The sequence below is a fragment of the Pseudomonas corrugata genome, from assembly GCF_050920615.1.
Taxonomy (GTDB): Bacteria; Pseudomonadota; Gammaproteobacteria; order Pseudomonadales; family Pseudomonadaceae; genus Aquipseudomonas; species Aquipseudomonas corrugata.
Window position 1 is genome coordinate 1,546,439 of the sequence record NZ_CP130434.1, and the last position, 21,267, is coordinate 1,567,705.

Here is a 21,267-nt window from a genome sequence, read left to right on the forward strand (position 1 = left end):
TGCTCCCACAGTTGGTTACCGCATTCAGAGACTGCCAAACACCTTCTTCGCCAGGCTGGTGGCCGCGGCCGCCGGGTTCTGGCGAATCGCGGCTTCCTGCTTGCCGATCATTTCGAACAAGCCGTCCAGTGCCTGCTCGGTCACGTAGTTTTCGACGTTGGCGCTTTTGGCATCCAATACGCCGAACGTCGCGGCCTGACCGGCAAAGGCATTGTATTTCTGGGCGAGGCCGACCTTGTCGGTGGCTTGCTTGACGATGGGCAGGAACTTGGCGCGGATCTGCTCGCGGCTGCTCTTGTTCAGGTACTGTGTCGCCGAGTCCTTGCCACCGCTCAAGATGCCCTTGGCATCGTCCACGCTCATGTTCTTCACGGCATTGACCAGAATCGGCTGGGCCTGGACCACGGCAGTCTCGGCCGCCTGGTTCATGCTGGCTTCCAGTTGATCGACCTGATCACCCATGCCGAAGGCTTTCATCTTGCTGGCGACTTTGCCGAGTTTGCCCGGCAGTTCGATTTTCACTTCCGGGTTGTTGCTGAATCCCCCGGGAGTGCCCAGTTGCTTGACCGCTATTTGCGCGCCCTGGGTCAAGGCGTCCTTGAGGCCTCCCGTGGCATCTTTTTGCGACAGATCACCCAGGGACAGGGCCATGGCATTGGCACAGACCAGCAGGCCTGCGAACAGTAGAGTAGAACGGAGCATGACAGCGTCCTTGAAGTGAATTGAAAGGGATCAACGTGCAGGGTTGACGCGGATCTTCAACGGCTGCGGATCTTTGCCATCGAGTTGCACGGTGTGTTGTTCGGTGCTGATGAACATCAACTGGCCGTCTGCTTCGATGCGGGCACTCACGGCATAACGATGGCCGGGTTTGACCTGGGACGGATCATAACTGAGGTGGAATGGCAGCGGGACCTGTCTTTTGACGGGGCCGCTCTGCTGATCGAGCACCACCGCCGGAGCATCGGCCAGGGAAACATCTTGCAGGCTCACGCTCAGGGTCGCGGAGGGCGGCAAGGCGATGCGTTGCAGGTAGAACACTTCACCGTCGAGGTGGTTCTTGCTTGCCAGCGGCGCGCTGGAGCAGGCGCCGAGCAGTGCGGCAACAACCAGCAGGGGTATTTTCTTCATGGCGCAACTCCTTGTTCGAGGGCGCCAGGAAACGGCCTGGCGCCGGTGGGGCTCAGTCCTGGGGCACCGGAGCAACCTGATCCGCCGCATCTTCACTGCGATGCAACGCCACCTGGCGGATCGACAAACGAATCTCCGCCGGCAGCACCCGTTTGGCGGCGCCTTCGGCCAGTTCGCCCAGCAGATCGTGATAGCTTAGCTTGCCGGCATCGTCCCGGCGCAGAACATCGAGGTCCAGCATCGTCTGAATGAAATGGCGGAACAGGGTCTTGTCGAAGAATTCCGGTGCGTTCAGGCCATGCAGGATCGACAGGCGCTGGGCCATGACGGTGCAGAGGTCCTCCAGCTCTTCGGCGCTGATGCTGTTCTGGCCACTGTTGAGCAGCAGCGAGACGGTCATGTAGAAGCGTTGCAGAGCCTGGGCGATACTTTTGGACAGCAGGGTCAGCAGCACGAAGTGCCGCGAACTCGGCGCTGGACGCAGGTACAGATCATTTTCGAAACGTAGCAGGCCCTGTTCGACGAACGCTTCGAGCCACTGGTCGATCACATCGTCCAGTTGCTCCAGCGACCAGCGAATGAACAGTTCCGATTGCAGGTACGGGTACAAGGCGCGGGTGTAGCGCAGGATCTGCTCGCGGCTCATGCGCGAAGAACTCTGGAAAAAACTCGCCAGCAACGCCGGCAGGGCGAAGATGTGCAGCACGTTGTTGCGGTAGTAGGTCATCAGCACCGCATTCTGCTCATCCAGGTACACAATCTTGCCCAGGGCATCGTTCTGTTCCGACAGCAGATCCATGCCTTTCACATGTTCGATCAACGCCCGGCCATCTCCCTCGGGCAATGTGGTGTGGGGCGAATACGGTACTTTGCGCAGCAACGCCAGATACAGGTCCAGCACCCGGGCCATGGCCTGATCGTCGAGCGCCAGGCGGCTGGTGGAAAGCAGCGCCAGAGCCACGAGATTGACCGGGTTGATGGCGGCGGCTTCGTTCAGGTGTCGGGCCACGCGTTCACCCAGGCGATGGGTGGTCGCATTGAGCCAGGTCGGTTTGAACTGCGGCCCCAGCTCCTGCTGGCGCCAATCCGGTTGTTCGCCATCGAGGAATTCGGCCAGTTTGATCGGCTCGCCAAAGTTCACCGCCACCTGGCCGAAGCGTTGCTTGAGAGCTCCGATGACCTTGAAAATGTCGAAGATCGATTCCTTCTTCTTGCTGGCCCCGCGCAACTCACCCAGGTAGGTACGACCTTCCAACACCCGTTCATAGCCGATGTAGACCGGGACGAACACGATGGGCGTGCGCGATGAGCGCAAGAAGCTGCGCAGGGTGATGGCGAGCATGCCGGTCTTGGGTTGCAGCATGCGCCCGGTGCGCGAACGACCACCCTCGACGAAGTACTCCACCGGAAAGCCCTTGGTGAACAGCGTATGCAGGTATTCGTTGAATACAGCGGTGTAGAGCGGGTTGCCTTTGAAAGTACGGCGCATGAAAAACGCCCCGCCACGACGCAACAGGCTGCCGATCACCGGCATGTTGAGGTTGATGCCGGCAGCGATATGCGGTGGGGTCAGGCCATTGCGGAACAGCAGGTACGACAGCAGCAGGTAGTCGATATGGCTGCGGTGGCACGGCACATAGATGACTTCGTGACCTGGGGCGATGTCCTGCACGCCTTCGATATTGTTGACCTTGATGCCATCGTAGATCTTGTTCCAGAACCAGCTCAGCACCACTTCCAGGAACCGAATGGCGGTGTAGGTGTAGTCCGAGGCAATTTCGTTGCCGTAGCGCAGGGCCTGGGCCTTGGCTTTTTCCGCCGGGATTTTTTCCCGCTCGGCCTCGTCGGCAATCGCCTGCTTGACCAATGGCTGGTTCACCAGGCCCTTGACCAGGTTGCGTCGATGGGAAATGTCGGGGCCGATGACCGCCGCCTTCAGGTTGCGAAAATGCACCCGCAGGATCCGCTGGGCCATGCGTACGGTGCGTGCGTGACCTTTGTCGTGCTCGATCAGTTCGCGCAGAAGGATCGGCGCGGAGAACTGCACGCGGGTCTTGCGTCCCAGGATCATGATGCTCAATAGGCGACGCAGGCGTCCGGTGACCGCCCAACTGTCGGCGAACAGCAGTTTCCATGGGCTGGACTCGCTGTCGGGCGACTGGCCCCAGAACACGCTGACCGGGATGATCTGTGCGTCTTCGGCGGCATCATGAGTCAGCACATTGACCAGTCGCGTCAGGGTCGGTGGCGCACCGCGCTTGTCCTGGCGCCCGAGCCAATCCGGCGCTGGCGTCAGATAGAAGAATGCCGCCGGTTCCAGCAGGTTGCCCACCGACACCGGCAACACTGGACGGGGCAGGCCCGCTTTGGTGCACTCGGTGTCGAGTACCGCCAGGTCGGTCAGTGACGGATCTTGCAGAACGTAGAACACCGGACGACTGCGGTCGAGGTTGAGGGTGAAGGACGACTGGTTGATCGTCTCGGAGCGAACCCAGAGGTACAGCAGTCGGCGCAGGGTGCCAAACACAAGACGGCGGAACGGGGAACGGGTCATACGGCTTCTGCATGGGTGGATGAGATCAAGCGGCAGGTAGTGTGCCGGATTCGCCGAAAATCGGCAAAAAAGCACCGAAGTAAAGTCAGTTGAGAGTTTTCTCGAGTGTCATATACTCGGCCGGTGCCTGCCACGGCTTCCCTTATGGAAGACTGCACGGCGGCTAAAGTTCGTACGGCTTTCTTTCGAAAAGCCGACTCAAAAAATAAAAATGGGAGTGAACATCATGGCAGCACGGGAAACCGGCAGCGTTAAGTGGTTCAACGACGCCAAGGGTTACGGCTTTATCCAGCGTGAAGGCGGGGCGGATGTATTCGTGCATTACCGCGCGATCCGCGGCGAAGGCCACCGTTCACTGACCGAAGGCCAGCAGGTCGAATATGCGGTGGTGGAAGGGCAGAAAGGCTTGCAGGCCGAGGATGTAGTGGGGCTGTAACCCACTCTTCCAAAAAACACTGCAAACCCCTTGTGGGAGCGAGCCTGCTCGCGATAGCGGTATATCAGGCAATACATAATCGACTGACATACCGCTATCGCGAGCAGGCTTGCTCCCACATTTGAATCTGTCGAGGACCTGAGCCGAATCAGGCAGTCTTCCAGGTAATCTCTTCTTCCCCATCGGCACTGATGCGAATCCAGCGATCGGCTGATTCCTCACCTTCCTCTTCCACCCACGAGCCGGGCGCGCAGCGTACTTCGACATTCAGTGCGGCGAACGCGGCACGGGCGCAGGCGATGTCGTCATCCCATGGGGTCCGATCGCTTTCCAGGTACAGGCTGTTCCATTTCCCCACGGCCTTGGGCAGCCAGGTCACCGGAATATCCCCGGCCTTGCATTTATAGGTCTGGCCTTTTTGGGTCCATTCGCTGCACGGGCCCAGCGCCTGGGTCAGCCAGGCGGCGACGGCCTTGTGATCGACGTCGGCGTCTTTGAGGTAAATCTCGATATCGGGTTGGCGCATGGATGTCCTCACTGCGGTTTCGAAAAATCCATTCGCGGATTTAACTGGTCCCAAGCGACGCTCGGGACCCGGAATCAAAAAAGGTTACTGAAGAACGAAATAATCGTAGCGCATCGACACTGTGACTTCGAACGGCTCGGCTTGCTCGATCACGCTGGCGCGGCGTTCGGCACTGGCGCGCCAGCCGTGGGGCGTCATCGCCAGCAGGTTGGCGCGATCCTGGCCGCTCTCCAGGGTCAGCTTGAACGCCAGGGTTTCGCTGTGCTCCAGCGCCATGCCCTGGGGCACCAGCGCCAGGTGCTTGTCATCGGTGTATTCGCGCACTTCGTCGTACAGGCGTTCGCGCAGCTCCATCAGGTGACCGCGGGTGGGGCCGACTTTCATCAGGCCGCCACCGGGACTGAGCAAGCGCTTGGCCTCCTGCCAGTCCAGTGGACTGAACACGCTCGCCAGGAACTGGCAACAGCCATCGGCCAGCGGCACCCGCGCCATGCTGGCGATCAACCAGGTCAGCTGTGGATTGCGTTTGCAGGCACGCTTGACTGCCTCGCGGGAAATGTCCAGGGCATAGCCATCGGCATCGGGCAGTGCGTCGGCGATCTGCGCGGTGTAGTAACCCTCGCCACAGCCGATGTCCAGCCAGCGGCCGGGGTTGCGTTCAGCCGCCAACTCGGCCAGGCGTCGGGCGACAGGGGCGTAGTGCCCGGCGTTGAGGAAGTCGCGGCGGGCTTCGACCATGGCCTGGTTGTCGCCGGGGTCGCGGCTGTTCTTGTGCTGCACCGGCAACAGGTTCAGGTAGCCCTGGCGGGCGCGGTCGAACCGATGCCCGGCCGGGCAGGCCACGCCGTTATCCACGGCGTTCAGTGGTTCACTGCAGATCGGACACGCGAGCATCAGGCGAGCAACTTGATCAGCGTTTTGTAGTAGATCTCGGTGAGCACATCGAGATCGGCCGCCAGCACGCGTTCGTTGACCTGATGGATGGTCGCGTTGACCGGGCCCAGTTCCACCACTTGGGTGCCCATGGTGGCGATGAAACGACCGTCGGACGTGCCGCCGCTGGTGGAAGCCTGGGTTTCGCGACCGGTCACGTCCTTGATGCTGGACGACACGGCGTCCAGCAGCGCACCCGGCTCGGTGAGGAACGGCAGGCCGGACAGGGCCCAGTCGATGTGCCAATCCAGTTGATGCTTGTCGAGAATGTCGGCGACGCGCTGTTGCAGGCCTTCGACGGTGGACTCGGTGGAGAAGCGGAAGTTGAACACCGCCACCAGGTCGCCCGGGATCACGTTGGTCGCGCCGGTGCCGGCGTTGAGGTTGGAGATCTGGAAACTGGTGGGCGGGAAGAAATCGTTGCCATGGTCCCAATGTTCGGCGGCCAGTTCCGCCAGTGCCGGAGCCGCCAGGTGGATCGGGTTCCTCGCCAGGTGCGGATAGGCCACGTGGCCTTGCTTGCCGCGCACGGTCAGCTTCGCCCCGAGGGAGCCGCGACGGCCGTTCTTGACCACGTCACCCACCAGGGTGGTGCTCGACGGCTCGCCGACGATGCACCAGTCCAGGCGTTCCTGACGGGCCTTGAGGCGCTCGACTACAGCCTTGGTGCCGTGGTGGGCCGGGCCTTCTTCATCACTGGTGATCAGGAAGGTGATCGAGCCCTTGTGGTCCGGGTAGTCAGCGACGAACCGCTCAGCCGCCACCACCATCGCCGCGAGGCTGCCTTTCATGTCGGCCGCGCCTCGGCCACAGAGCATGCCCTCATCGTCGATGACCGCATCGAACGGATCGAGCTGCCAGGCCTGCACCGGACCGGTCGGCACTACATCGGTGTGCCCGGCGAAGCACAGCACCGGACCGTCATGCTTGCCGTGGCTGGCCCAGAAGTTATCCACATCCTCGATGCGCATCGGTTCGAGCTTGAAACCTGCATCGCCCAGGCGCTGCATCATCAGTTTCTGGCAATCGGCATCCACCGGCGTCACGGACGGACGGCGGATCAGGTCGCAGGCGAGTTGCAGGGTCGGCGAGAGGTCGGCGTGGGCCGTCATGGAAACTCCGGGAATATTGTGTGAACGCAAGGCGAGTGCTGAAGCGGGCAGGCTCCCGCAAAATGGCGGTTATCTTATAGCAAAACGGCAATCGTTGGCCGCAGTGTCTATCGGCTGGAGCACAAAACCTTGTGGGAGCGAGCCTGCTCGCGATGGTGGAGGATCTGTGGCGGTGATATTGACTGAAGCACCGCCATCGCGAGCAGGCTCGCTCCCACAATGGTTTTCCGGTGCCCTATAATGCGCGTCGGTTTTTGGGGTATTGGTCATGAGTACAGAAGATCCACGGTTTGCCGGCATCGCCCGTTTGTATGGCCTCGAAGGCCTGGAGCGCTTGCGGGCGGCCCATGTGGCGATTGTCGGGGTGGGCGGGGTCGGTTCCTGGGCGGCGGAAGCCATTGCCCGGTGTGGTGTGGGCGAGATTTCGCTGTTCGACCTGGACGACGTCTGCGTCAGCAACGCCAACCGCCAGTTGCACGCCCTGGACAGCACCGTCGGCAAACCCAAGGTCGAGGTGATGGCCGAGCGTCTGCGCGGGATCAATCCTGATTGCACGGTGCACGCCGTGGCGGATTTCGTCACCCGCGACACCATGGCTGAGTACATCACGCCGAACATCGACTGCGTGATCGACTGCATCGACAGTGTCAACGCCAAGGCAGCGCTGATCGCCTGGTGCAAGCGCCGCAAGATCCAGATCATCACCACCGGCGGCGCGGGCGGGCAGATCGACCCGACGCTGATCCAGGTCTGCGACCTGAACCGTACCTTCAATGACCCGCTGGCGTCGAAAGTACGTTCTACCCTGCGCCGCGACTACGGCTTTTCTCGCACCGTGACCCGTCACTACAGCGTGCCCTGCGTGTTTTCCACCGAGCAACTGCGCTACCCCAAACCCGACGGCAGCATCTGCTTGCAGAAGAGTTTTGTCGGCGACGGCGTGAAGCTCGACTGCGCCGGCGGGTTTGGCGCGGTGATGATGGTGACGGCGACGTTCGGCATGGTCGCGGCGACCAAGGCTGTGGATAAGATTGTCGCGGGTGTGCGGCGGCCGGCGGATAGGCTAAAGAGCGGGCAGTAACCGCTTTTGTGGCGAGGGGATAAATCCCCTCGCCACAATCATTGCGCCAGTTGGTGCATCCGCTTCAACACTGCATTCAAGCCATTGCTGCGCGACGGCGACAGCTGTCGCGACAGTCCCAACTGATTGAACCAGCCCGGCAAATCCACCTGCTGCAACGCTTCGGCCGACAAGCCGTTGACCCGTGCCAGCAGCAGCGCCACCAACCCGCGAATCAACCGCGCATCACTGCTGGCAGCAAACTGCCAGTGTCCGTCCTGCAACCGCCCCACCAGCCATACCTGACTTTCGCAGCCATTGACGAGGTTGGTGTCGCACTTGTCCGCCTCGTTCAGCGGCGGCAGGCGGTCGCCCCACTGCATCAGCAGCCGGGCCCGTTGTTCCCAGTCCGAGGCGTCCTGGAAGATTTGCAGCGCTGTGGCGGCATCGGCCGGCAGGTTCATCGCAGCATCTCCAGGGCCTGATCGAGGGCTTCGAAGAAACGCTCGATATCGGCGGAGTCGTTGTACAGCGCCAGCGATACCCGGATCGCTCCCGACAGCTGCAGATGCTTGAACAGCGGCATGGCGCAGTGATGCCCGGCGCGCACGGCAATGCCTTGCTCGGTCAGCAGATGAGCGAGGTCGGCGTTGTGCACGCCGTCCACCACGAAACTGACCAGCGCCAGCCGTGGATTGCCCACCAGGCGCACGCCGTTGCGCGCCAGCAGGCCGTGGAGCAGGTAGTCGTGCAACGCAGTCTCATGGTCAATGACATCTTGTGCGTCGAGGGTGGACAGGTAATCCAGGGTCGCCCCCAAGCCTATCACGCTGGCGATGGGCGGTGTGCCGGCTTCGAAGCCCAGGGGCGCAGGGCGGAACGTGGCGCGGTGGTAGTCGGCCTGCTGCACCATTTCGCCACCGAACTGCCAATGACGCAGCTCGCGAAGCGCTTCGTCGCGGCCGAACAACACCCCCAGCCCTTCGGGCCCGTAGAGCTTGTGGCTGGAAAATACATAGAAATCGCAGCCCAGGCCCTGCACATCGTGACGGCCATGGACCACTCCCTGGGCACCGTCGATGACCGTCAAGGCGCCTTGGGCCTTGGCCAGTGCCAATAGCGGCGGCAAGGGTTGCCAGGTGCCAAGCACATTGGACAGTTGGCTCACGGCGAGCAAGCGTGTACGCGGGCCGATCAGGTCGGCGGCGGCGTCGAGGTCGATGACGCCGTGGGAGTCGAGCGGCAACACCACCAGCGTCAATGAACGGCGCTCGGCCAGTTGCTGCCAGGGCAGCAGGTTGGCGTGGTGCTCCAGGGCGCTGATGACGATTTCATCGCCTGGATTGAACAGGTGTTCGAGCCCGTAGGCCAGGAGATTCAGCGCCGAAGTGGCGCCGTGGGTAAACACGATCTGTCCGCATTCCCCCGTATTGAGCCATTGCGACACCTTGAGACGACTGTCTTCGAACGCTTGGGTGGCATGGGCGCCGGGCAGGTGTTGCGCACGGTGCACATTGGCTGCGCCGTTGGCGTAGTAATGCGCCAGGGCATCCAGCAATGCTTGGGGTTTTTGCGTGGTGGCGGCGTTGTCCAGGTAGGTCTGGCCTTGCCGTTGCAGGGCGGCGATGGCCGGGAAATCGGCACGCCAGGGGGATGGAATCAACATGCTTTCGGGCCCTGCTGAAGTGAAGCTGGACCCTGTGGAAGCGGGCCCTGTGGGAGCCGAGCTTGCTCGCGATGGGAGCAACACGGTTTAACTGCAAGACCGTGTCATCGTTCATCGCGAGCAAGCTCGGCTCCCACAAAGCTTGCTCCCACAGGTGACGGTAAAGCGGCTTAGTTATGCGCGTGCAGTGCTTCGTTCAGCTCGATGGCCGACTTGTGGGTCTTGCATTCCACCGCGCCGGTTTCGGAGTTGCGACGGAACAGCAGGTCGGGCTGGCCGGCCAGGTCGCGGGCCTTGACCACTTTGACCAGCTGGTTGTTCTCGTCCAGCAGCGCCACCTTGGTGCCGGCGGTCACGTACAGGCCCGATTCCACGGTGTTGCGGTCGCCCAATGGAATACCGATACCGGCGTTGGCGCCGATCAGGCAGCCTTCGCCGACCTTGATCACGATGTTGCCGCCGCCCGACAGGGTGCCCATGGTGGAGCAGCCGCCGCCCAGGTCCGAGCCCTTGCCGACGAAGACGCCAGCCGACACACGGCCTTCGATCATGCCCGGGCCTTCGGTGCCGGCGTTGAAGTTGACGAAACCTTCGTGCATCACGGTGGTGCCTTCGCCCACGTAGGCACCCAGGCGGATCCGTGCGGCATCGGCGATACGCACGCCGGCCGGAACCACGTAGTCAGTCATTTTCGGGAACTTGTCCACCGAGAACACTTCCAGCAGCTCGCCACGCAGGCGGGCTTCGAGCTGGTGCTCAGCCAGTTCGCCCAGGTCGATCGCACCCTGGCTGGTCCAGGCCACGTTCGGCAGCAGCGGGAAAATGCCAGCCAGGTTCAGGCCATGGGGCTTGACCAGGCGATGGGACAGCAGGTGCAGCTTGAGGTAGGCCTCGGGGGTGGAGCTCAGTTGCGCATCTTCAGCCAGCAGGGTGGCGACCAGCGGCTTGTGGCTTTCGGCCAGGCGGGTCAGTAACGCGGCTTGCGCGGCATCGACACCCTTCAGAGCCTCAGCCAGTTGCGAGGCCTGGGCGGTGGTGAAGGTGATGGCCTGGTTGCCTTCGCTGTAACCCAGGATCGGCGCGATGGCCTTGACGATGTCGGCCGACGGGTTGAGCAGTGGTTGTGCGTAGAACACTTCCAGCCAGGCGCCTTGACGGTTTTGGGTGCCGACGCCGAAGGCCAGGCTGAACAGGGTAGTGGACATGAGCATTACCTCAACAAAATGGACTGGGCAGGCTTACTTGATTTCTGCCGCGTAGATATCTGGCTTGAAGCCAATCAGGGTACGGTCACCGAGATCGAGCACCGGGCGCTTGATCATCGAGGGTTGGGCGAGCATCAGTTCGATGGCTTTCGACTGGTCGAGATCGGCTTTGCGTTCGTCGTCGAGCTTGCGAAAGGTCGTACCGGCACGGTTCAACACCACTTGCCAGCCATGCTCGTCGCACCATTGGGTCAGGTGCTCACGGTCGATGCCGGCGCTCTTGTAGTCGTGAAAGTCGTAGCGCACGGCGTGCTCATCGAGCCAGGTGCGCGCCTTTTTCATGGTGTCACAGGCTTTGATGCCGAAAAGGTGCAACGTTTTGCTTGAATCGGTCAAGGAACTGCCCCCTTTGCAGGTGCCGGAAATAAAAGGTGAAGGATTATGCCATGACCGGACGGCTGTGGGAGCGTGGCTTGCCCGCGATGAACGATGACGCGGTCTTCTGGCAGAGGCGAGGCTTGGTAGCCTAACTGGCTCAAGAGCCTGGACACCGATTCTGCATCGGTTAGTAAGGCTTTCGAACTTTCATATTGTCCTCAACCCGGTATTGCATAGGCTGCCTACTTTGTATGCGACTTGACCTGCCCTTTGCATCGGAATAACCGGCACGGGAAGGCAGGCCTTCACTCCTGCGATTACGCGTTGCATGTCCTCAGAGCCTAGGCGAGGAACAAAAGTATTCGCGGCCCTTTCAATCCTCGACCCTCTTTAAAAGCAAAGCCGCCCGAAGGCGGCTTCAATTGACACGCGGTTGAGCTTGCTTCGCCCTTTCCGCGCCGCTGGGTCAACCTCGAGAGAGACCCAGACTCCTGCCAGCTTTCGCTGGTGACGGGGTCGATTATGGCTAGCGGCGATAGCGAATTCAAACCAGCTTGAACTCTCGAAACAAGGTTGCATGGGATCTGTCAATGGACTAAGTCCACGAAATCAATGGCTTGGCCTGACGCAGTACGTTTTATTTCATTTCTTGTCTGAGCAGGCGCTTGTGGTCTGTCAGACGCACCGAAGTTTCCGACAAGTTTTTAAGGTTGTCCGTCGGAAGCGAGGGCTCTAGCCTCTGGGGGTCGCTGCCAATTCAGCGACCGGACGTGAGAATCCGATTTCCCCTAGTAGGCGCGCAGGCGCCGACCATATAAAGTGCAGGCGCTTTTCGCCTGGGCATTGTGTTATGGCGGCTGTGCGCGGGCATGCTTCGGCATGGCCGGGCTTCTAGGGACCCGGATTCTCACCCCGCGTATGGCTGCCACCCTCCAGTCCGTGAGAAGACCCGGTGGCGGCTTCTAATTTCCCTAGGAGCAATGACATGATCAAGGAAACGCCGAATCCTCCAAAACCAGCACCCACTTTCCCCTACGGCGACTACGCCCCCGAAAAGCTGCAAGAAGCTGCTGATCGTGCGCTGGATCATTACCTCAAGCCTGACGACAGCGAGTCAGACCCCGAATCCTCTACGCAGTTGTTCATTGTGGCGGACAGTGTCGACACCGAAGTTCTGTTAGCCAACCTCAGCGAAACCCTGGCCTCGGCCAATGCCATGCTGAGTGACCTGGCCTTCGATCTGGCCGGTTCGCGGCGGCATGTGGCATTGGGGGTGGTGCAGATGATTGAGTTGGGGGCACTGCTGGCGGAGAAGGCTTTGGACCGGGTAGAGGTTCGGGCCTGATGCAATAAGTGCCGGCCTCATCGCGAGCAGGCTCGCTCCCACAGTGGATGGATGTACTCACAAGACTTGTGATCGACACCGGACCCTGTGGGAGCGAGCCTGCTCGCGAAAGCGGTGGATCAGCTTGCGATGTTGTCGACTGTGCCGCCGTCATCGCGAGCAAGCTCGGCTCCCACAGGTTTCGGCGTCGCTACGGGGAGAGTGGGAACCCGTAATTCAGTGTGGGAGCGGGCTTGCTCGCGAAAGCGGTGTTTCAGTCTACGGATAGGCCACTGAACTGACGCCTTTGCGAGCAAGCCCGCTCCCACAACAACCCTTAACCCCGGCGCTGGATGAATGCGCGGATTCGCTCCGCCGCTTCCACGCATTCGGCCAGCGGTGCGACCAGGGCCATGCGCACGCGGCCGGCGCCCGGGTTGACGCCATCGACTTCGCGGGACAGGTAGGAGCCCGGTACCACGGTCACGTGTTCCTGTTCGAACAGATCCCGGCAGAAGGCTGCGTCGTCGCCCGCCACGTTTGGCCACAGGTAGAAGCTGCCATCAGGGCGTTGCACGTCCAGCACTGGGCTGAGGATGTCCAGCACGGCGTCGAACTTCTCCCGGTACAGCGTCCGGTTGGCCCGTACATGTTCTTCGTCGTTCCACGCGGCGATGCTCGCCAGTTGGGTCTGCACCGGCATCGCGCAGCCGTGATAGGTGCGATACAGCAGGAAACCCTTGAGGATGTCTGCGTCGCCCGCCACGAAACCGGAGCGCAGGCCCGGCAGGTTGGAGCGCTTGGACAGGCTGTGGAACACCACGCAGCGCTTGAAATCCTGACGGCCGAGTTCGACGCAGGCGCTGAGCAGGCCCGGTGGCGGGGTCTGTTCGTCGAAGTACAGTTCGCTGTAGCACTCGTCGGCGGCGATCACGAAGTCGTGCTCATCGGCCAGGGCAATGAGTTTCTTCAGCACGTCCACCGGAATCAGGGCGCCGGTCGGGTTGCCAGGGGAGCACAGGAACAGGATCTGGCAGCGCTTCCAGACGTCTGGCGAGACGGCGTCGAAATCCGGGTTGAAGCCATTCTCGTCCAGGCACGGCAGGTAGTGCGGCTTGGCTCCAGCCAGGAACGCGGCGCCTTCATAGATTTGATAGAAAGGGTTGGGGCTGACTACCAGCGCATCGTCGCCACGGTTGACCACGGTCTGGGTGAAGGCGAACAGCGCCTCCCGGGTGCCATTGACCGGCAGCACATGGCGCGCCGGGTCAAGCCAGCCGTTGGGCACGCTGAAGCGTCGCTCGCACCAGTCGGCGATGGCTTCCCGCAGGGCGGGGATACCCAACGTGGTCGGATAGACGGCCATCTGGTCCAGGTTGCCGGCCAGGGCTTCGGCGACAAAACTGGGTGAACGGTGCTTGGGTTCGCCGATGGACAACGCGATCGGCCGCTTGTCCGGGTTGGGCGTGACACTGCCAAGCAGGGCGCGAAGCTTTTCGAACGGGTAGGGCTGCAACTGGTTCAGAGCGTTGTTCATGGGGGCCTCGTTCAATGTGGGACTGTGGGAGCGAGCCTGCTCGCGATAGCGGTGGGGCAGGCGATCTCAATGCTGAATGTCGCGCCGCCATCGCGAGCAGGCTCGCTCCCACAGGGGAATTTATGGGTCAGATGTTGATGCGTGTCAGGTGGGTATCAGGTTCCTGGTTGACGCTCAAATGCTGGACGATCGCGTCCTGCAGGCGACTGCACAGCAGAGGATCGGACAGCGGCTGGTTGTGGGCGTCGGTGATGAAGAAGACGTCTTCCACTCGCTCGCCCAGGGTGGCGATCTTGGCGTTCTGCAACGACAGGTCGAACTCCAGGAAAATATGACCGATCCGTGCCAGCAGCCCGGGACGGTCCGGGGCGCTGAGTTCCAGCACCGTGATCTGGCGGTGGGCATCATTGTGGATCGTCACCTGCGGGGCGAACGCGAAGTGCTTGAGCTGGCGTGGCACCCGCCGCTGGATGATGGTCGGGTAGTCCGCCGGGTTGCGCAGGGCGTTGGTGAGACCGTCGCGAATCTGCTTGACCCGTGTCGGGTTGTCGCCAATCGAATCGCCGTCGGTATCGAGCACGATGTAGGTGTCGAGGGTGAACTGGCTGCTGGACGTGATGATCCGCGCATCGTGGATATTGAGGTTGAGCTGGTCCATGGCGGCCACGGTCACGGCGAAGAAGTCATGTTGGTCTGGCGCATAGATGAAGATCTGCGTGCCGCCTTCGAACTCGCGCTGCGTAGTCTCCTTGATCAACACCAACGGCCCGCCGTCGGCCGGTTGTTGCAGGATCGCGTCGCTGTGCCAGGCCACGTCGCCGGCGGTGTGGCGCAGGAAATAATCATCGCCCAGTTGTGACCAGAGCTGTTCGACATCGTCCGGGTCGGTGCCACCGCGCACCAGGATATCCAGTGCAGCGCTTTGGGTGCGACGGATCTGCTCTTCACGGTCCACCGGGTTTTCCAGGCCACGGCGCAAGGCCCGCTTGGTTTCAGTGTAAAGCTGGCGCAACAGGCTGGCCCGCCAGGAGTTCCACAAGGTCGGGTTGGTGGCGTTGATGTCGGCCACCGTCAGCACGTAGAGGTAATCCAGGCGCGTTTCATCACTGACGATCTGGGCGAAGTCGTGGATCACCTGCGGATCGGACAGGTCCTTGCGCTGGGCGGTGGTCGACATCACCAGGTGATTCTGTACCAGCCAGACGATCAATCGGCTGTCCCAAGCGGGCAACTGGTGCCGCTGGCAAAACGCCTCGGCATCCACCGCGCCGACTTCCGAGTGGTCGCCCTGGCGACCCTTGCCAATGTCGTGGTACAGCCCGGCCATGTAGATCAGTTCAGGCTTGGGCAGCTTGCCCATGAGTTTGCTGGCCAGCGGGAATTTTTCCGAGACCTGGGTGTACTGCAGCTTGCGCGAATGCTTGATCAGGTTAAGGGTATGGGCATCGACGGTATAGATATGAAACAGGTCGTGCTGCATCTGCCCGACGATAAAGCCAAACTCCGGCAGGTAGCGCCCCAGGATCCCGTAGCGGTTCATGCGTCGCAGGTTGCGGTGCACGCCGATCTTGCACTTGAACAGCTCGATGAACAGGCTGGTGTTGCGGATGTCGTTGCGGAAGTCGTCATCGATCAGGTGACGGTTCTCCCTCAGCAGGCGAATGGTATCGGCGCGTACTCCCTTGATCTCCGGCTGCTGGGCCATCAGCACGAAGATTTCGAGCATGGCGAAGGGGGTGCGACGGAACACATTGGCATTACGTGCTTCGATGTAGCCGTCGTGCAACTGGAAGCGGGAGTTGATCGGCTGCGGCGGCGCGGTATCTTCCGGTGCGAGGATGACTTCCTCGAAGTGCTGGATGATCAGTTCGCTGAGCTGGGCGATGCTCATCACCACCCGGTAGTACTGCTGCATGAAGTTTTCGATGGCCTGCTTGGCATCCTGGCCTTCGAAACCCAGCAGGGCCGCGATGGAGCGCTGGTGGTCGAACAGCAAGCGGTCTTCGGCACGCCCGGCGAGCATGTGCAGGGCGTAGCGGACCTTCCACAAAAACTCCTGGGATGAGGCCAGCAAGGCGTTCTCGCTCTCTACCAGGAACCCTTCGCCGGCAAGGTTGCGCAGGTTCAGCGTGCCGTACTGGCGGCGGGCGACCCACAGGATGGTCTGGATATCCCGCAGCCCGCCCGGAGAGCCTTTGACGTTGGGTTCCAGGTTGTATTCGGTGTCGTTGTACTTGTGGTGGCGGGCCTTTTGCTCGGCGCGTTTGGCCAGGAAGAAGTCCTTGCTCGGCCACATGTGCGCCGTGCTGGTCACCTCGAGCATGCGCTGGCGCAGCCCCTCGGGGCCGGCGATGGTGCGACTTTCCATCAGGTTGGTCACCACCGTCAGGTCGGCGCGGGCCTCGTCGGCGCACTCCTGTACCGAGCGCACGCTCTGGCCGACTTCCAGGCCGATGTCCCACAGCAGGGTCAGGAAACGCTCGATGGAGTCACGAAAGATCTCGTGATCGGCGTTGTCCAGCAGGATCAGCAGGTCGATGTCGGAATAAGGGTGCAATTCGCCACGCCCATAGCCACCCACTGCCACCAGGGCGATGTCGGCATCCAGGCTCCAGTCGAACTGCTCCCAGGCCTTCTGCAGGATGTTGTCGACGAACCAGGCACGGTCCTCGATCAGCCGGCGGATATCCCTGCCATCGCGAAAGCGCTGGTCGAGTACTTCGTGGGCCTGGCGGATCGCCTTCTTGAAGGCCGAGATGGGACTTGCCTTCAGGGCCAGTTCAGCCTGGAACTGGCCGCGGTCGAAGAGTTCTGGATCCACCTGCGGCATCGAATGGCTTTCCTTTCTATCTAAAGCTGTACGCTGGGTTCGGCTCAGGCGGAAACGCGAGGGATGGTGTCGTCGCCGCGCAGGGTGAAGATCTCGTACCCGGTCTCGGTCACCAGCAGGGTGTGCTCCCATTGGGCCGACAATTTGCGGTCCTTGGTGATGGCGGTCCAGCCGTCGCCCAGGACCTTGGTGTCGGCGCGCCCCTGGTTGATCATCGGCTCGATGGTGAAAGTCATGCCCGCCTGGAGCTCCATGCCGGTACCGGCGCGGCCGTAGTGCAGGATCTGCGGTTCTTCGTGGAAGACCTTGCCAATGCCGTGGCCGCAGAATTCACGCACTACCGAAAAGCCGTTCTTCTGCGCGTGTTTCTGGATCACTTCGCCGATGTCTCCCAGGCGGCAGCCCGGCTTCACCAGTTCGATGGCCATGTACATGCATTCCTGGGTGACTTTCGACAGGCGCTGGGCCCACTCCGGCACGTTGCCGACATGGAACATGCGGCTGGTGTCGCCGTGATAGCCATCCTTGATCACGGTGACGTCGATGTTCAGTGTGTCGCCATCCTTCAACGGTTTCTCGTTGGGAATGCCGTGGCAGACCACATGGTTGATCGAGGTGCAGATCGACTTGGGGAAGCCCTTGTAGTTGAGCGGCGCCGGAATGGCTTTCTGCTCGTTGACAATGTAGTCGTGGCAGATACGGTCCAGCTCTTCGGTGGTCACGCCCGGCTTGACGTAATCGGCGATCATTTCCAGCACATCGGCGGCAAGTTTGCCGGCGACGCGCATTTTTGCGATGTCCTCGGGAGTCTTGAGGGTGACGGTCATACAGGCTCTCTCTGCGCCCGGCGGCGCTGTTCGAAACGAAATGGGCGGCGGATGATGACCAGCACGGCCCTGAAAACGCGATTCTAACAGACGAACAGTACAAAGAACTGCCCAGGCCGAACTCAGTGGCGAGGGGGAGGGGGGGAAGCAAAGCTTGCTCGCGACCCAGGCGACTCGATTTCTGAGGGACCGCATAGGCTTCATCGCGGGCAAGCCTTGCTCCCACAATCCCTCGCCACAGAGGATTTCAGAATCCGTATTCCGTTTTCGCCCTTGCTGTGGTATAAAATGCGCCGCTTTCCGGGGATGACCCCGTGAGCTTAAATCCACACACGTGTCGACACGATGACCTGGGTGCCTTCGGCTTATACAGCTGCTGGTTGGTCATTGGGATACGTGGAGGCCAAACCCGACTTATCAAGGAACTATCATGTCCCAAGTCAACATGCGCGATATGCTGAAGGCCGGTGTGCACTTCGGTCACCAGACCCGTTACTGGAACCCGAAAATGGGCAAGTACATTTTCGGCGCGCGTAACAAGATCCACATCATCAACCTTGAAAAAACCCTGCCGATGTTCAACGAAGCACTGACCTTCGTAGAGCGCCTGGCCCAGGGCAAAAACAAGATTCTGTTCGTCGGCACCAAGCGTTCCGCTGGCAAGATCGTTGCTGAAGAAGCAGCACGTTGCGGTTCGCCGTACGTCGATCACCGCTGGTTGGGCGGCATGCTGACCAACTTCAAGACCATCCGCGCTTCCATCAAGCGTCTGCGTGATCTTGAGGTCCAGTCCGAAGACGGCACTTTCGCCAAGCTGACCAAGAAAGAAGCGCTGATGCGCACTCGCGATCTTGAGAAGCTGGACCGCTCCCTGGGTGGTATCAAGGACATGGGCGGTCTGCCTGACGCGCTGTTCGTGATCGACGTTGACCACGAGCGCATCGCGATCACCGAAGCCAACAAGCTGGGTATCCCGGTCATCGGCGTTGTCGATACCAACAGCAGCCCGGAAGGCGTTGACTACATCATCCCAGGCAACGATGACGCCATCCGCGCCATCCAGCTGTACATGGGTTCGATGGCTGACGCTGTTATCCGTGGTCGCAACAATGTTCAAGGCGGCACCGAAGTCTTCGCTGAAGAAGCTCCGGCAGCAGCCGCTGAGTAATTGACGCCCTGGCGTTGACTCAGTAAGCAAAAAGGGGGCTTGGCCCCCTTTTTGCCACCTCGAAAACCATTTGTCGCCAGCGCAGCTACCTGTTTGTAATCTGCCGCGGTCTATAAGCAGTGGTTTTCAGGAAGAATTGATCGCCCGTTCGATCGGGTGGAATGGTTGAAAACCTATCCAAGAGGATTTTGAAATGGCAGAGATTACTGCAGCGTTGGTCAAAGAACTGCGCGAGCGTACCGGCGAAGGCATGATGGACTGCAAGAAAGCCTTGACCAAGGCTGGCGGCGACATCGAGAAAGCCATTGATGACATGCGCGCTTCGGGCGCCATCAAGGCTGCCAAGAAGGCTGGCAACGTTGCCGCTGAAGGCGCCATCGCCATCAAGGACGACGGTAAGGCCGCCGTTCTGCTGGAAGTGAACTCCCAGACCGACTTCCTGGCTCTGCAGGACGACTTCAAGGCATTCGTCGCTGCCAGCGTCGACAAGGCCTTCGCTGACAAACTGACCGACGCAGCGCCGCTGATCGAAGCTCAGGAACAAGCGCGCCTGGTACTGGTTGGCAAGACCGGCGAGAACGTCAACATCCGTCGTCTGGTTCGCGTTGAAGGTGACGTGGTCGGTACTTACCTGCACGGCAACAAGATTGGTGTGGCTGTCGTCCTCAAGGGCGGTGACACCGAGCTGGCGAAAGACATCGCCATGCACGTGGCAGCGACCAACCCTGAATTCCTGCTGCCTTCGGACGTTTCGCCTGAAGCGATCGAGCGCGAAAAAGGCGTTTTCCTGCAGTTGAACGAAGAGAAGCTCAAGGGCAAGCCTGCCGACATCGCCGAGAAGATGGTGGCCGGTCGTATCTCCAAGTTCCTGGCTGAAGCCAGCCTGGTTGAGCAGGCGTTCGTCAAGAACCCTGAAGTCAAGGTCGGTGACCTGGCGAAGAAAGCCGGTGCTGAAATCGTCTCCTTCACCTACTTCAAAGTAGGCGATGGCATCGAGAAGCCGGTCGACAACTTCGCTGAAGAAGTTGCCGCCCAGGTAGCAGCTGCCAGCAAGCAATAAGACAGGTTTTTACAACTGTCGCCCAGAAGAGGCTGCCCGCTCACGCGCGCAGCCTCTTTTCGGATGAGGATGCCGATTTTTATTGGTTTCCTGTCGGAACTGGCTTACAAAGCCGTGTTCCGATGGCGCTGTGTCAGCGTCACGCTAGAGTGAGAGCAGGCTGCAAACAGTCTGCCAAGAATTTTCGTAAATACGCCGCAGGAGAGATTCGCAATGGCTCAGCAGGGCAGTGGTTATCAGGCTCGCTATAAACGCATTCTACTCAAGCTTAGCGGCGAGGCCCTGATGGGCTCGGAAGAGTTCGGGATCGATCCGAAGGTGCTGGACCGTATGGCCCTCGAAGTGGGTCAGTTGGTCGGGATCGGCGTTCAGGTCGGTCTGGTCATCGGCGGCGGCAATCTGTTCCGTGGTGCGGCGCTGAGCGCGGCCGGCATGGATCGGGTTACGGGCGACCACATGGGCATGCTGGCCACTGTGATGAATGCCCTGGCTATGCGCGACGCCTTGGAGCGTGCCAATATCTCGGCCATCGTGATGTCGGCCATTTCCATGGTTGGCGTGACTGATCACTATGATCGCCGCAAAGCCATGCGCCACCTCAACGCCAAGGAAGTGGTGATTTTTGCCGCCGGTACCGGTAATCCGTTCTTTACCACGGATTCGGCGGCCTGCTTGCGAGCGATCGAAATCGATGCCGATGTCGTGCTCAAGGCAACCAAGGTCGATGGTGTGTACACCGCCGACCCGTTCAAGGACCCGCATGCCGAGAAGTTCGATCATCTGACCTACGATGAAGTGCTGGATCGCAAGCTGGGGGTCATGGATCTGACGGCTATCTGTCTGTGCCGCGACCACAAGATGCCATTGCGTGTCTTCAACATGAACAAGCCCGGTGCCCTGCTGAATATCGTGCATGGTGGCGCCGAAGGAACCCTGATCGAGGAAGTTCAACAATGATCAACGAAATCAAGAAAGACGCTGAGCAGCGCATGCAGAAGTCCGTGGAGTCTCTGGCGCACAACTTCGGTCGCATCCGTACCGGCCAGGCACACCCGAGCATCCTCGAAGGTGTGATGGTGCCTTACTACGGCTCCGATACCCCGATCAAGCAAGTGGCCAACATCACTGTCAAGGACGCGCGCACCCTGCAAGTCGTGGCTTTCGAGCGCAACATGCTCGCCGCGGTCGACAAGGCTATCGGTAGTGCCGGTTTGAACCTGAACCCGACCAACCTGGGTGAGTTGCTGCTGATCTCCATGCCGGCCCTGACTGAAGAAACCCGCAAGGGCTTCACCAAGCAGGCTCGCGATGTGGCTGAAGATGCCCGTGTCGCTGTGCGCAACATCCGCCGCGACGCCAACAGCCAGTTGAAGGACCTGGTCAAGGAAAAGGAAATCAGCGAAGACGAAGAGCGTCGCGCCACTGGCGAAATCGATGACCTGACCAAAAAATATGTGGCTAAGATCGATGCGGATTTGGCACAGAAAGAAAAAGACCTGATGGCCGTATAAGGGTCTCGT

Annotated in this window: 20 protein-coding genes; 7 read left to right on the forward strand and 13 right to left on the reverse strand. The window is 60.7% G+C overall.

Features of this window, described 5'->3' with window-relative positions:
- Positions 1–24: 24 nt before the first annotated feature.
- From QZH45_RS06870 to plsB, 3 genes are read right to left on the reverse strand one after another with little or no spacing between them, the layout of a single operon-like run.
- Complete coding sequence (locus QZH45_RS06870; protein WP_024778995.1) at positions 25–702, reverse strand: DUF4197 domain-containing protein; 678 nt, start codon at positions 700–702, stop codon at positions 25–27.
- Positions 703–732: 30 nt separating this feature from the next.
- The gene (locus tag QZH45_RS06875; protein ID WP_024778996.1) at positions 733–1,131 is read right to left on the reverse strand and encodes a YbaY family lipoprotein; all 399 of its coding nucleotides are present in this window, start codon (positions 1,129–1,131) and stop codon (positions 733–735) included.
- A gap of 52 nt (positions 1,132–1,183) precedes the next feature.
- A complete protein-coding gene (gene plsB, locus QZH45_RS06880; RefSeq protein ID WP_055135882.1) occupies positions 1,184–3,685 on the reverse strand; it encodes a glycerol-3-phosphate 1-O-acyltransferase PlsB in 2,502 nt (833 codons plus the stop codon).
- Positions 3,686–3,911: 226 nt separating this feature from the next.
- On the opposite strand from plsB, the gene QZH45_RS06885 reads away from it, so the two are divergent.
- Positions 3,912–4,121, forward strand: coding sequence for a cold shock domain-containing protein (locus QZH45_RS06885; protein WP_003198198.1), 210 nt, complete (start codon positions 3,912–3,914; stop codon positions 4,119–4,121).
- A gap of 148 nt (positions 4,122–4,269) precedes the next feature.
- On the opposite strand, the gene QZH45_RS06890 is transcribed toward QZH45_RS06885, so the two are convergent.
- The 3 genes from QZH45_RS06890 to dapE form a co-directional block, all read right to left on the reverse strand.
- The gene (locus QZH45_RS06890) at positions 4,270–4,647 is read right to left on the reverse strand and encodes a hypothetical protein (RefSeq protein WP_024778998.1); all 378 of its coding nucleotides are present in this window, start codon (positions 4,645–4,647) and stop codon (positions 4,270–4,272) included.
- Between the two features lie 84 nt (positions 4,648–4,731).
- Entirely contained in the window at positions 4,732–5,541 is an 810-nt protein-coding gene (locus QZH45_RS06895; RefSeq protein ID WP_024778999.1) for a putative RNA methyltransferase, read from the reverse strand.
- Positions 5,541–6,692, reverse strand: a complete 1,152-nt coding sequence (gene dapE / locus QZH45_RS06900) for a succinyl-diaminopimelate desuccinylase (protein ID WP_024779000.1) — start codon at positions 6,690–6,692, stop codon at positions 5,541–5,543. Before dapE ends, QZH45_RS06895 begins: the two co-directional genes overlap by 1 nt.
- Before the next feature lie 268 nt (positions 6,693–6,960).
- Here dapE and tcdA point away from each other — a divergent pair, with 268 nt between their 5' ends.
- Positions 6,961–7,773, forward strand: a complete 813-nt coding sequence (gene tcdA, locus QZH45_RS06905) for a tRNA cyclic N6-threonylcarbamoyladenosine(37) synthase TcdA (protein WP_024779001.1) — start codon at positions 6,961–6,963, stop codon at positions 7,771–7,773.
- 38 nt (positions 7,774–7,811) lie between these two features.
- On the opposite strand, the gene QZH45_RS06910 is transcribed toward tcdA, so the two are convergent.
- The 4 genes from QZH45_RS06910 to QZH45_RS06925 form a co-directional block, all read right to left on the reverse strand.
- Complete coding sequence (locus QZH45_RS06910) at positions 7,812–8,216, reverse strand: SufE family protein (protein WP_055135883.1); 405 nt, start codon at positions 8,214–8,216, stop codon at positions 7,812–7,814.
- Positions 8,213–9,418 (reverse strand): aminotransferase class V-fold PLP-dependent enzyme, encoded by a 1,206-nt coding sequence (locus QZH45_RS06915; protein WP_055135884.1) that lies wholly within the window; start codon positions 9,416–9,418, stop codon positions 8,213–8,215. The genes QZH45_RS06910 and QZH45_RS06915 overlap by 4 nt, the downstream gene beginning before the upstream one ends.
- Before the next feature lie 170 nt (positions 9,419–9,588).
- Complete coding sequence (gene dapD, locus QZH45_RS06920; protein WP_024779004.1) at positions 9,589–10,623, reverse strand: 2,3,4,5-tetrahydropyridine-2,6-dicarboxylate N-succinyltransferase; 1,035 nt, start codon at positions 10,621–10,623, stop codon at positions 9,589–9,591.
- Positions 10,624–10,656: 33 nt separating this feature from the next.
- Complete coding sequence (locus QZH45_RS06925) at positions 10,657–11,019, reverse strand: ArsC family reductase (protein WP_024779005.1); 363 nt, start codon at positions 11,017–11,019, stop codon at positions 10,657–10,659.
- Between the two features lie 967 nt (positions 11,020–11,986).
- Between QZH45_RS06925 and QZH45_RS06930 the strand changes: the two genes are divergently transcribed.
- Positions 11,987–12,346 carry a DUF6124 family protein gene (locus QZH45_RS06930; protein WP_069018477.1) on the forward strand — a complete coding sequence of 120 codons (360 nt, stop codon included), beginning with the start codon at positions 11,987–11,989 and terminating at the stop codon, positions 12,344–12,346.
- Between the two features lie 316 nt (positions 12,347–12,662).
- Here the strand turns inward: QZH45_RS06930 and dapC are convergent, their stop codons facing one another.
- The 3 genes from dapC to map all read right to left on the reverse strand — a co-directional run bounded on the left by dapC (position 12,663) and on the right by map (position 17,519).
- Entirely contained in the window at positions 12,663–13,862 is a 1,200-nt protein-coding gene (dapC, locus tag QZH45_RS06935) for a succinyldiaminopimelate transaminase (RefSeq protein WP_055135914.1), read from the reverse strand.
- Positions 13,863–13,989: 127 nt separating this feature from the next.
- On the reverse strand, positions 13,990–16,692 hold the full coding sequence (locus tag QZH45_RS06940; RefSeq protein WP_055135913.1) for a [protein-PII] uridylyltransferase: 2,703 nt from the start codon (positions 16,690–16,692) through the stop codon (positions 13,990–13,992).
- 44 nt (positions 16,693–16,736) lie between these two features.
- Entirely contained in the window at positions 16,737–17,519 is a 783-nt protein-coding gene (map, locus tag QZH45_RS06945; protein WP_024779009.1) for a type I methionyl aminopeptidase, read from the reverse strand.
- A gap of 430 nt (positions 17,520–17,949) precedes the next feature.
- On the opposite strand from map, the gene rpsB reads away from it, so the two are divergent.
- From rpsB to frr, 4 genes are all read left to right on the forward strand, one after another.
- Positions 17,950–18,687: a 30S ribosomal protein S2 gene (rpsB, locus tag QZH45_RS06950; protein WP_033034560.1), complete on the forward strand. Its 738-nt coding sequence runs from the start codon at positions 17,950–17,952 to the stop codon at positions 18,685–18,687.
- A 193-nt stretch (positions 18,688–18,880) separates the two neighbouring features.
- The gene (tsf, locus tag QZH45_RS06955; protein WP_024779011.1) at positions 18,881–19,747 is read left to right on the forward strand and encodes a translation elongation factor Ts; all 867 of its coding nucleotides are present in this window, start codon (positions 18,881–18,883) and stop codon (positions 19,745–19,747) included.
- A gap of 213 nt (positions 19,748–19,960) precedes the next feature.
- A complete protein-coding gene (pyrH, locus tag QZH45_RS06960) occupies positions 19,961–20,704 on the forward strand; it encodes a UMP kinase (protein WP_024779012.1) in 744 nt (247 codons plus the stop codon).
- Positions 20,701–21,258 carry a ribosome recycling factor gene (frr, locus tag QZH45_RS06965; RefSeq protein ID WP_024779013.1) on the forward strand — a complete coding sequence of 186 codons (558 nt, stop codon included), beginning with the start codon at positions 20,701–20,703 and terminating at the stop codon, positions 21,256–21,258. Before pyrH ends, frr begins: the two co-directional genes overlap by 4 nt.
- Positions 21,259–21,267 lie beyond the last annotated feature (9 nt).

Coding starts and splice junctions, on each gene's coding strand:
- QZH45_RS06930 (WP_069018477.1), top strand. CDS start 11,987: ATGATCAAGGAAACGCCGAATCCTCCAAAACCAGCACCCACTTTCCCC.
- rpsB (WP_033034560.1), top strand. CDS start 17,950: ATGTCCCAAGTCAACATGCGCGATATGCTGAAGGCCGGTGTGCACTTC.
- QZH45_RS06870 (WP_024778995.1), bottom strand. CDS start 702: ATGCTCCGTTCTACTCTACTGTTCGCAGGCCTGCTGGTCTGTGCCAAT.
- map (WP_024779009.1), bottom strand. CDS start 17,519: ATGACCGTCACCCTCAAGACTCCCGAGGACATCGCAAAAATGCGCGTC.
- dapD (WP_024779004.1), bottom strand. CDS start 10,623: ATGTCCACTACCCTGTTCAGCCTGGCCTTCGGCGTCGGCACCCAAAAC.
- QZH45_RS06940 (WP_055135913.1), bottom strand. CDS start 16,692: ATGCCGCAGGTGGATCCAGAACTCTTCGACCGCGGCCAGTTCCAGGCT.
- QZH45_RS06910 (WP_055135883.1), bottom strand. CDS start 8,216: ATGAACCTGCCGGCCGATGCCGCCACAGCGCTGCAAATCTTCCAGGAC.
- QZH45_RS06875 (WP_024778996.1), bottom strand. CDS start 1,131: ATGAAGAAAATACCCCTGCTGGTTGTTGCCGCACTGCTCGGCGCCTGC.
- dapE (WP_024779000.1), bottom strand. CDS start 6,692: ATGACGGCCCACGCCGACCTCTCGCCGACCCTGCAACTCGCCTGCGAC.
- QZH45_RS06915 (WP_055135884.1), bottom strand. CDS start 9,418: ATGTTGATTCCATCCCCCTGGCGTGCCGATTTCCCGGCCATCGCCGCC.
- QZH45_RS06890 (WP_024778998.1), bottom strand. CDS start 4,647: ATGCGCCAACCCGATATCGAGATTTACCTCAAAGACGCCGACGTCGAT.
- QZH45_RS06895 (WP_024778999.1), bottom strand. CDS start 5,541: ATGCTCGCGTGTCCGATCTGCAGTGAACCACTGAACGCCGTGGATAAC.
- dapC (WP_055135914.1), bottom strand. CDS start 13,862: ATGAACAACGCTCTGAACCAGTTGCAGCCCTACCCGTTCGAAAAGCTT.
- tsf (WP_024779011.1), top strand. CDS start 18,881: ATGGCAGAGATTACTGCAGCGTTGGTCAAAGAACTGCGCGAGCGTACC.
- QZH45_RS06885 (WP_003198198.1), top strand. CDS start 3,912: ATGGCAGCACGGGAAACCGGCAGCGTTAAGTGGTTCAACGACGCCAAG.
- frr (WP_024779013.1), top strand. CDS start 20,701: ATGATCAACGAAATCAAGAAAGACGCTGAGCAGCGCATGCAGAAGTCC.
- tcdA (WP_024779001.1), top strand. CDS start 6,961: ATGAGTACAGAAGATCCACGGTTTGCCGGCATCGCCCGTTTGTATGGC.
- plsB (WP_055135882.1), bottom strand. CDS start 3,685: ATGACCCGTTCCCCGTTCCGCCGTCTTGTGTTTGGCACCCTGCGCCGA.
- pyrH (WP_024779012.1), top strand. CDS start 19,961: ATGGCTCAGCAGGGCAGTGGTTATCAGGCTCGCTATAAACGCATTCTA.